Origin of the sequence: Agrobacterium sp. CGMCC 11546, from assembly GCF_013365515.1 — a bacterium.
GTDB lineage: Bacteria > Pseudomonadota > Alphaproteobacteria > Rhizobiales > Rhizobiaceae > Agrobacterium > Agrobacterium fabrum.
Map to the genome: position 1 here is coordinate 2,491,653 of NZ_CP047387.1, position 13,835 is coordinate 2,505,487.

Annotated in this window: 12 protein-coding genes; all 12 read right to left on the minus strand. The window is 59.1% G+C overall.

Features of this window, described 5'->3' with window-relative positions; translation table 11 throughout:
• Positions 1–65: 65 nt before the first annotated feature.
• Positions 66–566, minus strand: a complete 501-nt coding sequence (locus tag GSF67_RS12355) for a cytochrome b (RefSeq protein WP_006310780.1) — start codon at positions 564–566, stop codon at positions 66–68.
• 126 nt (positions 567–692) lie between these two features.
• On the minus strand, positions 693–2,099 hold the full coding sequence (gene lpdA, locus GSF67_RS12360) for a dihydrolipoyl dehydrogenase (protein ID WP_006310781.1): 1,407 nt from the start codon (positions 2,097–2,099) through the stop codon (positions 693–695).
• 63 nt (positions 2,100–2,162) lie between these two features.
• On the minus strand, positions 2,163–2,810 hold the full coding sequence (locus tag GSF67_RS12365) for a LysE family translocator (protein WP_035214727.1): 648 nt from the start codon (positions 2,808–2,810) through the stop codon (positions 2,163–2,165).
• An 11-nt stretch (positions 2,811–2,821) separates the two neighbouring features.
• Positions 2,822–3,235 carry an MAPEG family protein gene (locus GSF67_RS12370; protein WP_006310783.1) on the minus strand — a complete coding sequence of 138 codons (414 nt, stop codon included), beginning with the start codon at positions 3,233–3,235 and terminating at the stop codon, positions 2,822–2,824.
• A gap of 69 nt (positions 3,236–3,304) precedes the next feature.
• Entirely contained in the window at positions 3,305–4,537 is a 1,233-nt protein-coding gene (gene odhB / locus GSF67_RS12375) for a 2-oxoglutarate dehydrogenase complex dihydrolipoyllysine-residue succinyltransferase (RefSeq protein WP_006310784.1), read from the minus strand.
• A gap of 53 nt (positions 4,538–4,590) precedes the next feature.
• Positions 4,591–7,587, minus strand: a complete 2,997-nt coding sequence (locus GSF67_RS12380) for a 2-oxoglutarate dehydrogenase E1 component (protein WP_006310786.1) — start codon at positions 7,585–7,587, stop codon at positions 4,591–4,593.
• Positions 7,588–7,762: 175 nt separating this feature from the next.
• The gene (gene sucD / locus GSF67_RS12385; protein ID WP_006310787.1) at positions 7,763–8,665 is read right to left on the minus strand and encodes a succinate--CoA ligase subunit alpha; all 903 of its coding nucleotides are present in this window, start codon (positions 8,663–8,665) and stop codon (positions 7,763–7,765) included.
• Between the two features lie 17 nt (positions 8,666–8,682).
• Positions 8,683–9,876 carry an ADP-forming succinate--CoA ligase subunit beta gene (sucC, locus tag GSF67_RS12390; protein WP_006310788.1) on the minus strand — a complete coding sequence of 398 codons (1,194 nt, stop codon included), beginning with the start codon at positions 9,874–9,876 and terminating at the stop codon, positions 8,683–8,685.
• A 30-nt stretch (positions 9,877–9,906) separates the two neighbouring features.
• Entirely contained in the window at positions 9,907–10,872 is a 966-nt protein-coding gene (gene mdh, locus GSF67_RS12395) for a malate dehydrogenase (RefSeq protein ID WP_006310789.1), read from the minus strand.
• A 178-nt stretch (positions 10,873–11,050) separates the two neighbouring features.
• Positions 11,051–12,214 carry a cell division protein ZapE gene (gene zapE / locus GSF67_RS12400; RefSeq protein WP_006310790.1) on the minus strand — a complete coding sequence of 388 codons (1,164 nt, stop codon included), beginning with the start codon at positions 12,212–12,214 and terminating at the stop codon, positions 11,051–11,053.
• Positions 12,215–12,306: 92 nt separating this feature from the next.
• Complete coding sequence (locus tag GSF67_RS12405) at positions 12,307–12,849, minus strand: protease inhibitor Inh/omp19 family protein (protein ID WP_006310792.1); 543 nt, start codon at positions 12,847–12,849, stop codon at positions 12,307–12,309.
• A gap of 206 nt (positions 12,850–13,055) precedes the next feature.
• On the minus strand, positions 13,056–13,835 hold the full coding sequence (locus tag GSF67_RS12410; RefSeq protein ID WP_006310794.1) for a succinate dehydrogenase iron-sulfur subunit: 780 nt from the start codon (positions 13,833–13,835) through the stop codon (positions 13,056–13,058).

The following is a 13,835-nucleotide window of genomic DNA, read 5'->3' on the forward strand; positions in this document are numbered from 1 at the left end:
TGCGGCAAGGGCCACCATCGTCTTTTTCCGTCGAACCGAAAACGCGACAAACCGCCGCTCAGACCCTAGCCGTGCGTCATGCGCTTCAGGACATTGGTGCGCCAGTAGAACTGGTGAACCAGAACGGCTGCGACATGGCCGGCGATCAGCACCCACATCACAGCCTTGAAGGGACCGGAATGCAGCTCTCCTGCCGTTGCGATGCCGAAGTAATAAGCAGCGATGCCGGAAAGCGGCAGAATGAAGAACAGGACATAAAAGGTGAAGTGGGCCGCCTTGGCGGCAATTTGCGACGCACGCGGTTCTTCAGCCGGATGCGGCGGCACGCCCTGGAAAAAGCGAAGACAGAGACGCAGAACCGCAAGGAGCAGGATGGCAAAGCCGACATAGGCATGGATATTGGCCGAAGAGATCTGGTCCGGCGTCAGCGTCTCACCCCGCCGCATCAGCCGGTAAGCGTGGGCCATGGCGTCGGGAAACAGCAGATTGAAGAAGATCAGAAGCGCCATTGCCCAGTGAATGACACGCTGCGGAATGGAAAAGGAAACTTGACTGAAAGATGCCATTTTATTGCCTTTTATCAAAAGGTTAGACAGGCTATGGCACGAGTATGAGAAACCCCGGCCTGCATGGCAAGCCGGGGTTCAACAGATGACTGAAATTTAATATTCGAACGTCGGTCTCGATGCCGATCACATGTGGATGGGCTTGAAGAAGGTGGCAAGTGCTGCTTCCTTCACGGCTTCCGACATGGTCGGATGCGCGTGGCAGGTGCGGCCGAGATCTTCCGAAGAACCGCCGAATTCCATCAGCACGGTGATCTCGTGGATCATTTCGCCGGCGCCGAAGCCGACGATATGGCCGCCGAGAACCCGGTCGGTTTCCTTGTCGGCGAGGATCTTCACGAAACCATCCGTCACCTGCATGGCGCGGGCGCGGCCATTGGCGGTGAACGGGAACTTACCGACCTTGTAGGCGATGCCAGCGGCCTTCAGTTCCTCTTCTGTCTTGCCGACGGAAGCGATTTCCGGCTGCGTATAAACGACGGCCGGAATGACGTCGTAGTTCACATGGCCACGCTGGCCGGCGAGGATTTCAGCAAGCGCAACGCCCTCATCTTCCGCCTTGTGTGCCAGCATCGGGCCTTTCACCACATCGCCGATCGCATAGATGCCATCGACATTGGTCTTGTAGTGTCCGTCGATCTCGACACGCCCGCGGGTGTCGAGCACAACACCGGCTTCCGCAAGGCCGAGACCTTCGGTGTAGGGCTTGCGCCCAGTGGAGATCAGCACGACATCAGCTTCCAGCGTTTCAGCCGCGCCGCCCTTGACCGGCTCGAATACGACCTTTGCACCGGCAGCGGTCTTTTCAACGGCCGTCACCTTGGCGCCGAGCTTGAAATCGAGACCCTGCTTGGCGAGCAGACGCTGCGACTGCTTGGAAACCTCGCCATCCATGCCGCCGAGAATGTTGTCGAGATATTCGACGACGGTAACTTTGGCGCCGAGACGCGACCAGACCGAACCGAGCTCGAGGCCGATGACGCCACCGCCAACAACGATGAGTTTTTCCGGAACCTTGGAAAGAGCGATCGCACCGGTAGAGGAGACGATGACGGTCTCATCGATATCGACCTGAACGCCCGGAATGCCGGCAACATCAGAACCGGTGGCGATGACGATGTTCTTTGCTTCGATCTCCTGTGTCTCACCCTTGTCGTTGGTGACGGAAACCTTGCCGGCGGAAACCACCTTGCCGGCGCCCTGGAAGGCATCGATCTTGTTCTTCTTGAACAGGAAGGCGACGCCATCGACATTGGCCTTCACCACGCCATCCTTGTGCCCCATCATCTTCTCGAGGTTCAGCTTCGGAGCGGCGACTTCGATACCAAGCGTATCAACGCCGTGGGCCACATGCGCGAAGGTTTCGGAAGCGTGCAGCAACGCCTTGGAAGGAATGCAGCCGACATTGAGGCAGGTGCCGCCATAGGTCGCGCGCTTTTCGATCACTGCGACCTTAAGGCCGAGCTGTGCCGCCTTGACCGCGCAAACATAACCGCCGGGACCCGTTCCGATTACAACTACATCATATGCCATGTTTCTGTTCCTGATTGATATCGGGCAGGATTTGAACCGCCCTGCTTCCGTTTGACCTGAAACTCAGGCCGCTTTTTCCGTTGCGAGTTTTATGCCGAGTGCGATGAAGACCACGCCGCTGGTACGGTCGATCCATTGGCTGGCGCGCTGAAATGCGCCGCGCATGCGCGGCGTCGTCATGAACAGGCTGACGCCGACGAACCACAGGATAAGGCAGCTTGCCATGACGAGCCCATATCCGAACTTGATGCCAACAGGTGTATGCGCGTGAACCACCGTCGAAAAGATCGACAGGAAGAAGAACACCGGTTTGGGATTGAGCGCGTTTGCGGCAAAACCGAGCGTGAAGGCCTTGAGCCCGGTCTGGTCGCTTTTGGCTCGAACGCCGTCCTCACCACCTTCCGCCGTCGGCAATTCGGTCTTGCCGGCGCGCAGCGCCTTGATGCCGATATAGATCAGATAGGCGACACCGAGCCATTTGACGATGTTGAAGAGATAGATCGACTGGGAAATGATGAGGCCAAGTCCAAGGATCGTATAGGTAACATGGAACATCAGCGATGTTCCGACGCCGAAGCTTGTGATGATGGCCTGCTTGCGTCCATGCACCATGGCCTGGCGCATGACCATCGCAAGGTCGGCGCCCGGCGATACGATTGCGAAAGCGAAAATGGCCATCAGCGATGTCAGTTCGATAAGATATTGGTGCACCACATCAGACCTCAGAACATCAACACGACAAACATCAGCGCAAGTCCAAGCATTGAACCCAACCAGACGAAAGACCGGATATAGGGCACGCCTGCCAGATAGAGCGGAATATAGATGATGCGGCAGATCAACCACAACCACGCGCCGACAAGCGCAATTCCGACGGGATCGCCCGCCATGATAACGCCGAAAGCCAGTGCCAGAAAAGCCGGATAGGTCTCCCGGAAATTCGCCGATGCGCGCGAAGCGCGACCGGAGAGCTTGCCCTGTGGCTTCTGCTCACCGTCTCTCGGACCGGCATTCCATTCGCGCCCCAATTCTCTGGTCGCCGTCATCCCCTGCAACAGGACATGCACGACGAGAAGAAGGACGCTTAGACCGATAAGCGGCAAAAAAGGCGAAGCGGCGAGAAATGTCGGCTGCACGTCTGCTCTCCCGGGTAGTCTTCCAGCGGGGTTCACTTGAAGCCCCGCTGGAAGGAAAAGCAAGAGCGATCAGAGATCGAGAACCAGACGTTCCGGATCTTCGAGGCTCTCCTTGACGCGAACGAGGAAGGTCACGGCTTCCTTGCCGTCAACGATACGGTGATCGTAGGAGAGCGCAAGATACATCATCGGGCGGATGACGACCTGACCGCCGATGGCGACCGGGCGCTCCTGGATCTTGTGCATGCCGAGAATGCCCGACTGCGGTGCGTTGAGGATCGGCGAGGACATCAACGAACCGTAGACACCACCATTGGTGATGGTGAAGGTGCCGCCCTGCATGTCCGCCATGCCAAGCGAACCGTCACGGGCTGCCTTGGCAAGGCGACCGAGTTCCTTTTCGACGCCGGCGATGGAGAGCTGGTCGGCATCACGGATAACAGGAACGACGAGGCCCTTGTCGGTGCCGACAGCCATGCCGACGTGACAATAGTTCTTGTAGATGATGTCGGTGCCGTCGATTTCAGCGTTGACAGCAGGCAGCTCCTTCAGCGCGTGGGTCACGGCCTTGGTGAAGAAGCCCATGAAGCCAAGCTTGACGCCGTGCTTCTTTTCAAACACGTCCTTGTAGCGGTTACGAAGGTCCATGACCGCGCTCATGTCCACTTCGTTGTAAGTGGTGAGCATGGCGGCGGTGTTCTGCGCGTCCTTCAGGCGGCGGGCGATCGTCTGGCGCAGACGGGTCATCTTGACGCGCTCTTCGCGAACCTGATCCTGCTCGGCCGAAACCGGACGGGGGGCGGCAACCGGTGCCGGTGCGGCGGCAGGTGCCGAAACGCCCTTGGCGACAGCGGCAAGAACGTCGCCCTTCAGAACCTGACCACGCTTGCCCGAACCATCGACCTGATCGGCAGACAGGTTGTTTTCAGCAAGCAGCTTGCCAGCGGCGGGTGCCGGCGGCATGGCGCTGCCAGCCGGAGCGGCGGCTACGGCGGCGGCAGGTGCCGGTGCGGCGGCGGGCGCAGCAGGCTTTGCCGCAGGTGCAGAAGTCGCAGCGCCGGCAGCACCTTCGGCGATCTGGCCGAGGAGCGCGTCGAGACCAACGGTCTCGCCGTTCTGCGCGACGATTTCGGTGAGAACGCCGGATGCGGGTGCCGGGACTTCGACGGTAACCTTGTCGGTTTCGAGTTCAACGAGAGGTTCGTCGGCCTTGACGGTATCGCCGACCTTCTTGAACCAGGTGCCGACGGTCGCTTCGCTGACGGATTCGCCGAGGGTTGGTACGCGGATTTCAGTGGCCATGATCTAGTTCCGTTATTCGGGTGTCTTTTTTACGGGGCGATGCGGGAGAGTTCTCACTCTCCCAGCGCGTCTTCCAGGAACGCAGCAAGCTGCGCCAGATGCTTGGACATCAGGCCGGTCGCCGGAGAGGCGGCCGCCGGACGGCCCGTGTAACGGACCTTCTGGTACTTGGCGTCGATATGCGCCAGAACCCACTCCAGGTAAGGATCGATGAACGACCACGAACCCATGTTCTTCGGCTCTTCCTGGCACCAGACCATTTCCGCGTGGCGGAAACGGGAAAGCTCGTTGATGAGCGCCTTTGCCGGGAACGGATAAAGCTGTTCGACGCGCAGCAGGTAGACGTCGTCGATACCGCGCTTTTCACGCTCTTCGAGAAGATCGTAATAGACCTTGCCGGCGCACATGACGACACGGCGGATCTTCGCATCCTTCTGCAGCTTGATCGGGCCGTCCTTGATGACTTCAGCATCGTCCCACAGGAGACGGTGGAAGGAGGACTCGCCCGCCAGTTCCGCCAGAGACGAGGTGGCGCGCTTGTGACGCAGCAACGACTTCGGCGTCATCAGGATCAGCGGCTTGCGGAAGTCACGCTTCATCTGGCGGCGCAGGATATGGAAGTAGTTAGCCGGCGTCGTAACATTAGCGACCTGCATATTGTCTTCGGCGCACATCTGCAACCAGCGTTCCAGACGGGCGGACGAATGTTCCGGACCCTGGCCTTCATAACCATGCGGCAGAAGGCAGACGAGACCGGACATGCGCAGCCACTTGCGTTCACCCGAGGAGATGAACTGGTCGAACACCACCTGCGCGCCGTTGGCGAAGTCGCCGAACTGGGCTTCCCAGAGCGTCAGGGCATTCGGGCGGGCGAGCGAATAGCCATATTCGAAACCGAGGACGGCTTCTTCCGAAAGCATCGAGTTGATGACTTCGTAACGGGCCTGCGTCGGTGCGAGGTTCGCCAGCGGGATGTAACGCTCTTCGGTCTCCTGATCGTAAAGAACCGAGTGGCGCTGCGAGAAGGTGCCGCGTTCGCAATCCTGACCGGAAAGACGGATCTTGTGGCCGTCAACAACGAGCGAACCGAAAGCCAGCGCTTCCGCCATCGCCCAGTCGATGCCTTCGCCCGTCTCGATCATCTGCGAGCGGTTTTCCATGAAACGCTGGATCGTGCGATGCGCGGTGAAGCCTTCGGGAATGGTCGACAGCTTCTTGCCGATTTCCTTCAGCTGCTTCATCGGCACGCCGGTCTTGCCACGACGCTGCTCATCGGCATTGTCGGCGGCGCGCAGGCCGGACCATTGACCATCCAGCCAGTCGGCCTTGTTCGGCTTGTAGGACTGGCCTGCCTCGAACTCCTGCTCGAGATGAGCGCGCCAGTCGGCCTTGACCTTCTCGAAATCGCCCTCGGTGATCAGGCCTTCCGCGATCAGGCGGTCGGCATAGATGCGGGCGACGGTCTTGTGGCCACGGATAACCTTGTACATCTTCGGCTGCGTGAACGCCGGCTCATCGCCTTCGTTATGGCCGAAGCGGCGGTAACAGAACATGTCGATGACGACAGGCTTGTGGAACTTCATGCGATATTCGGTCGCGACCTTCGCCGCATAGACCACCGCTTCCGGATCGTCACCGTTGACGTGGAAGATCGGCGCTTCGATCATCTTCGCAACGTCGGACGGATAAGGCGACGAGCGCGAGAAGGCCGGATTGGTCGTGAAGCCGATCTGGTTGTTGATGATGAAGTGCATGGTGCCGGCAACGCGATGGCCACGCAGGCCGGAAAGACCGAGAATTTCGGCAACCACGCCCTGACCCGCAAAAGCGGCATCGCCGTGCAGAAGCAGCGGCAGCACTTTGGCGCGTTCGGACAGCGGAATGATGTCGCCGTCCCATGTCTTGGCCAGTTGGTCCTGCTTGGCGCGGGCCTTGCCCATGACGACAGGATTGACGATTTCAAGGTGCGACGGGTTGGCCGTCAGCGACAGGTGAACCTTGTTGCCGTCGAATTCGCGGTCGGAGGAGGCACCGAGATGGTACTTCACGTCACCCGAACCTTCAACGTCGTCTGGCTTGAACGAACCGCCCTTAAACTCGTGGAACACGGCGCGGTGCGGCTTGCCCATCACGTTGGTCAGAACGTTCAGGCGACCGCGGTGGGCCATGCCGAGCACGACTTCTTCCAGTCCGTCCTGGCCGCCGCGCTTGATGATCTGCTCGAGTGCCGGGATCAGCGATTCACCGCCATCGAGGCCGAAACGCTTGGTGCCCTTGAAACGCACGTCGAGGAACTGCTCGTAACCTTCGGCTTCGACCAGCTTGGACAGAATGGCTTTCTTACCTTCCGGCGTGAAATCCACACCCTTGTCCGGGCCTTCGATGCGTTCCTGAATCCAGCCCTTTTCTTCCGGGTTGGACATGTGCATGAATTCGACGCCGAGCGTCGAGCAATAGGTACGCTCGAGAATCTCGACCATTTCGCGCACGGTCGCATATTCGAGGCCGAGCACGTTATCGATGAAAATCTTGCGGTCGTAGTCGCTTTCCTCGAAGCCATAGGACTTCGGCGAAAGCTCGTTGTAATCCTCGACGGCGCTGGCGATGCCGAGCGGATCGAGCTTGGCGTGCAGGTGGCCGCGCATGCGGTAGGCGCGGATCATCATGATGGCGCGAACGCTGTCACGGGTCGCTTGCAGCACTTCCGCTTCGCTGACGGGCTTGCCGGTATCGGCGCTCTTGGCTTCAGCCTTCGCCTGGACCTTTTTCTCAATGGCCTTTTCGACCGTGGCCCAGTTGCCGTCGAGTGCGGAGACCAGTTCACCATTTGCCGGGATCGGCCAGTTGGCACGCTTCCAGGAGGCGCCCTTGGCCGCCTTCTTCACATCTTCCGGATTATCGGAAAGTGCCTTGAAGAAGCTCTGCCACTCCGGCGACACGGAAGAGGGATCCTCTTCGTACCGGGCATAGAGCTGCTCGATATAGGCTGCATTCGCGCCGTCCAGAAACGACGTGATCTGAAACTGCTCGTTCGCTTCTTGCCTTGCCATTGTGTTCCTGCGGACTTGTCCGTCCGCCTCCTCGATGCCGTTAGGGCCGTTCACCGGCCTGCCGCTTTGATTATTGCTGTCTGCCGCCGTGGCGGTATGCCGTCTGTCTATCTTCTTGCGGCATCGGGCAGCGCAGCGTTAAAGCCGCGCCGCCCGTTACCGGTCTCATGTGGTCTCAGCCCTTGAGGACTTCAACCAGCGTCTTGCCGAGGCGCGCCGGGGAAGGCGAAACCTTGATGCCCGCTGCTTCCATGGCTGCGATCTTGGACTCTGCGTCGCCCTTGCCGCCAGAAACGACAGCGCCGGCATGGCCCATGGTGCGGCCCTTCGGAGCCGTACGGCCCGCGATGAAGCCGGCCATCGGCTTCTTGCGGCCCTTCTTGGCTTCGTCGATCAGGAACTGTGCCGCATCTTCTTCAGCCGAACCGCCAATTTCGCCGATCATGATGATCGACTGGGTGGCGTCGTCGGCCAGGAACATTTCCAGGATGTCGATGAACTCGGTACCCTTGACCGGGTCGCCGCCGATGCCGACAGCGGTCGTCTGGCCGAGGCCTTCGTTCGAGGTCTGGAACACGGCTTCATAGGTGAGCGTGCCGGAGCGCGAAACGATACCGACCGAACCCTTGCGGAAGATGGAGCCCGGCATGATGCCGATCTTGCATTCTTCCGGCGTCATGATGCCGGGGCAGTTCGGGCCGAGCAGGCGTGACTTCGAACGGTCGAGGCGGGCCTTGACGCGCACCATGTCCATCACCGGAATACCTTCGGTGATGCAGGTGATGAACGGAATTTCAGCCTCGATGGCTTCGATGATCGCATCTGCTGCACCTGCCGGCGGAACATAGATCACGGATGCATCTGCACCGGTCTTTTCCTTGGCTTCGGCAACCGTTGCGAAGATTGGCAGGCTTTCGCCCTTGGAACCGGTCCAGGTTTCGCCACCCTTCTTCGGGTGAATACCGCCGACCATCTGCGTGCCATAATAAGCAAGCGCCTGTTCGGTGTGGAAGGTACCGGTCTTGCCGGTCAGACCCTGAACGAGGATCTTGGTGTCTTTATTTACAAGAATAGACATTATTTCCGGTCCCTCAATTAGCCGTTGATCGCCGCGACGATCTTCTTGGCTGCGTCGTCCAGGTCGTCAGCAGCCGTAATCGCAAGGCCCGATTCGTTCAGAAGCTTCTTGCCAAGCTCGACGTTGGTGCCTTCGAGGCGAACAACGAGCGGAACCTGCAAACCGACTTCCTTCACCGCGGCGATAACACCTTCGGCGATGACGTCGCACTTCATGATGCCGCCGAAGATGTTGACGAGGATACCCTCGACCTTCGGGTCAGCCGTGATGATCTTGAAAGCTGCCGCAACCTTCTCCTTGCCGGCGCCGCCGCCGACGTCACAGAAGTTTGCCGGCTCTTTGCCGTAAAGCTTGATGATGTCCATCGTCGCCATGGCGAGACCCGCACCATTGACCATGCAGCCGATGTTGCCATCGAGCGCCACGTAAGCGAGGTCCCACTTGGAGGCTTCGATTTCCTTGGCGTCTTCTTCGGTCTCGTCGCGCAGCGCCTTGACGTCTTCATGGCGGAACAGCGCGTTGCCGTCGAAGGACATCTTGGCGTCGAGAACGCGCAGATGGCCATTTTCCATGACGATCAGCGGGTTGATCTCGAGGAGAGCCATGTCCTTCTCGTTGAAGGCCTTGTAGAGGATCGGGAAAAGCGCCTTGGCGTCTTCGGCCGCAACACCGTCAAGCTCGAGAGCCTTGGAGATTGCGGCAACGTCAGCGTCGCTCACGCCCTTTTCCGGGTTGATGGCGATGGTGTGGATCTTTTCGGGCGTGTCGTGGGCGACAGCTTCGATATCCATGCCGCCTTCGGTGGAAACCACGAATGCGACCTGACCGACCGAACGGTCAACCAGCAGCGAGCAATAGAGTTCGCGGGCAATGTCGGCGCCGTCTTCGATGTAGAGACGGTTGACCTGCTTGCCGGCATCGCCCGTCTGGGCTGTTACCAGCGTGTTGCCGAGCATGTCCTTGGAATGGGAGACGACTTCCTCGATCGACTTCGCCAGACGAACGCCGCCCTTGGCGTCGGGGCCGAGTTCCTTGAACTTGCCCTTGCCGCGGCCGCCAGCATGGATCTGGCTCTTGACGACGTAGAGCGGGCCGGGAAGCTGCTTTGCGGCAGCTTCGGCTTCTTCGACCTTGAGGATGGCGACGCCTTCAGCAACCGGCGCGCCGTAGCCCTTCAGAAGAGCCTTGGCCTGATATTCGTGAATATTCATGGAATAATCCCTGTTTGGAACCGCTTGAAGTTATGACTTCAGCGACGGAGCGATGTTGATGCAGGCTTCGCAAAGACCAGCGACAGCGCCGACGGATTTCTGGAAGGCGGCTTCTTCTTCCTTGTTCAGTTCGATCTCGATGACGCGCTCGATACCGCCGGCACCGATGATGGTGGGCACGCCGACATACATGTCGTCTACGCCATACTGGCCCGAGAGGTGGGCAGCAGCGGGCAGAACGCGCTTCTTGTCCTTGAGGTAGGATTCGGCCATTTCGATAGCCGAAGCGGCCGGCGCGTAATAGGCCGAGCCGGTCTTCAAGAGGCCGACGATTTCCGCGCCGCCGTCACGGGTGCGCTGGATGATCTGCTCAAGACGTTCGGCGGTCAACCAGCCCATCTTGACGAGATCGGTAAGCGGAACGCCGCCAACGGTGGAATAACGGGCGAGCGGCACCATGGTGTCGCCATGACCGCCGAGAACGAAGGCGGTGACGTCCTGGACCGAAACGTTGAATTCTTCGGCAAGGAACAGGCGGAAGCGTGCGCTGTCGAGAACGCCAGCCATGCCGACGACCTTGTTCTTCGGCAGGCCGGAGAACTTCTGCAGCGCCCAGACCATGGCGTCGAGCGGGTTGGTGATGCAGATCACGAAAGCGTTCGGAGCATATTTCTTGATGCCGGCGCCGACCTGTTCCATGACCTTGAGGTTGATGCCAAGAAGATCATCGCGGCTCATGCCGGGCTTGCGGGCGACACCTGCGGTGACGATGCAGACGTCTGCGCCTTCGATGGCGGCGTAATCGGAAGCGCCGGAGAGCTTTGCATTGAAGCCTTCAACCGGGCCGGACTGGGCAATATCCAGACCCTTGCCCTGCGGGATGCCGTCGGCGATGTCGAAGAGGACGATATCGCCCAGTTCCTTCAGGCTGGCGAGATGCGCCAGTGTGCCGCCGATCATGCCAGAACCAATAAGTGCAATTTTTTTGCGAGCCATCGAATGCTTCCTCTTGAGCTTCAATTCAATTTTACCGCGCCAAACCGGCAGCCAAATTGTCGCACTTCGATTAGCCCCATTGGCCAAAATTGGCAACAGATTCTTTTCTGATGAGTATTTTCAATCGTTTAGATCATTATTTTCTTACGTAAACGTAAGACAATACGTCACGAAAGTGTCAAACTTTCTGCCGCTTTTCATGGTGGAGCGCCAGGTAATCGGCACTGCGCATTTCAAACAGGCGCGAGGCGGTGCGATCGAACTCGAAACCTTCTGTTCCCTTGCGCTTGCCCAGCAGGTCTTCCGGCATGGCGGCGGCAGAGGCGAAAAGCCTGACGCTGTGATCGTAAAGCGCATCGATGAGGATAATGAAGCGCTTCGTCTCGTTACGTTTGTCCGCATTCAGGAGCGGAATGTGATCGATGAAGACCGTATCGAAACGGTTGGCGATGGCGAGAAAGTCGGAAGCTCCGAGCGGCTTTTCGCAAAGATCGGAAAAGGAAAAACGGGCAACCCGGCCGCTGGCTCGCGGCACCAGAATGGAACGGCCCTTCATGGGTATCTCGGTCGGCGCAACGAGGTGACCGGCAATCATGTGTCGCCAGGCCATATCCATCGCCTGATCCGCTGAACCGTCGAGCGGCGTGATATAGACCGGCAGGCTTTCCAGCTTCTCCATCCGGTAGTCTGTCGGGCTGTCCAGCGTCACCACGTCAACATATTTCTTCAGCAGATCGACGAAGGGCAGAAACAGACCGCGATTGAGCCCGTCCTTGTAGAGATTGTCAGGCACGACGTTGGAGGTCGTTACCAATGTGCAGCCATTGGCGAAAAGCTCGCTGAACAGCCGGGCGAGGATCATCGCATCGGCAATATCCGTGACGGTGAACTCGTCGAAGCACAGAAGTTCGGCTTCCGCCAGAAGCTGGGCCGCGACGGGTGGAATGGGATCGGCCTGTTTGGTCTCGCCATTCTTCAGTTTCTGCCGGTGCGCATGCACGCGATTATGCACATCCGCCATGAATTCGTGGAAATGACAACGCCGTTTCGAAGAGACGGGCGCCATCTCGTAAAACATGTCCATCAGCATCGTCTTGCCGCGACCGACGCTGCCATAGACATAGAGCCCCTTGACTGCGGCGGCCGGGCCGGACTTGCGCGCGAACATCCAGCCGAGCGCGCTTTTTTTCTTGGCAGGCTTGCGTGCTTTCAGATCGGCAAGGATACGGTCGAGATGGGCTGCGACGCCAAGCTGGGCGGCATCGGCCTGCAAGGTGCCAGCTGCCGTCAATGCGTTGAGCTGTTCAACGACACTATGATTGTAATCAGGCAATGGCTTCATGAAAAAGCGCTCCGGTCGCGGGCGCAGCAAAGCACCCGCGAGGAATGGAATGGCTCAGAACAAGGAAAGCGATCCGGCTGCACCGGACATGCTCATCGGCTGAGGCTGAGTGGCTGGCCGCTATTGGTCGTGCCGTCGAAGCGCGCATCGGCGCTCTTGTAGACGCGGCCGATCGTGTCACCCGAACGGTTCTTGAAAAGGACCATCTTGCCGGACACTTCCCAGGAGCCCATTGCCGTCAGCTCACCCGAGCAACCGCGCGTGCCGCCACGCGAACCGCTGCCGAGGTTGGTGAGCGTCAGGAACATGTCGCAATTGGCGCCGCCATTGGAAACGCGCCAGTTGCCAACCATGGATTCCTTGGTCACGTCCAGCGCCGTTGCCGGCGGAGCGGCAGAAGCGACATTCACGCCGCCAGGTGCTGCGGATGCAGGCGCCGATGGGAACTGGCTGCCAGAAGCGCCACCGGGCGGCGGCAAAGCACCGGACTGGACCGAGGGCACCGGCTGCGCCTGCAACGGCGGCGTATAACCGGGATTGTTGCTGCCGTTATTGTTGTAATCGTAGGAGGTACGTTGGCAACCGGCAAGGCTCATCACAACCGCAACGCCCGTCACCACATATCTGAATTGCATATCAAGCTCCCGATTCTCTCGCTTCCGGAAAGACCATGATCAAACAAGAAGGCTGAATTATTACCAAAGCCTTATCTTGCGCAAGCGATGGCCGGGATAATTACCATTTCGGTCGATTTTTACCGAATTTTTCCCAGGCCCGGTTGTAAAAAGAGCCGCGGTCGAGACCGCGGCCGGATAGATTTTCTCTTTCAAGCGAATCGCCGTTAGACCCGACGCTCGACCATCATCTTCTTGATTTCCGCGATCGCCTTGGCCGGGTTCAAGCCCTTCGGGCAGGCCTGCGCGCAGTTCATGATGGTGTGGCAACGATAAAGGCGGAACGGGTCCTCGAGATTGTCGAGACGCTCGCCGGTTGCCTCATCGCGGCTGTCGATCAGCCAGCGATAGGCCTGCAGCAGAACGGCGGGACCGAGGTAACGATCGCCATTCCACCAGTAGCTGGGACAGGAGGTGGAGCAGCAGGCGCATAGGATGCACTCGTAAAGACCATCCAGCTTCTGACGATCCTCATGGCTCTGTTTCCATTCCTTGGCGGGTGCCGGCGAAACCGTCTTCAGCCAGGGCTCGATGGAGCGGTGCTGGGCGTAGAAGTTCGACAGATCGGGAACGAGGTCCTTCACGACAGGCATATGCGGCAGCGGATAAACCTTTACCGTACCCTTGATCTCTTCCATACCTTTGGTGCAGGCAAGCGTATTGGTGCCGTCGATGTTCATCGCACAGGAACCACAAATGCCTTCGCGGCAGGAGCGACGCAGCGTCAGCGTCGGGTCGATATTATTCTTGATGTAAAGCAGTGCATCGAGAACCATCGGCCCGCAATCATCGACATCGATGTAGTAGGTATCGATGCGCGGGTTCTGGCCGTCATCCGGGTTCCAGCGATAGATGCGGTATTCGCGCACATTCTTGGCACCGTCAGGCTTCGGCCAGACCTTGCCTTCGCTGATCTGGGAATTCTTGGGGAGAGCGAGTTCAACCAT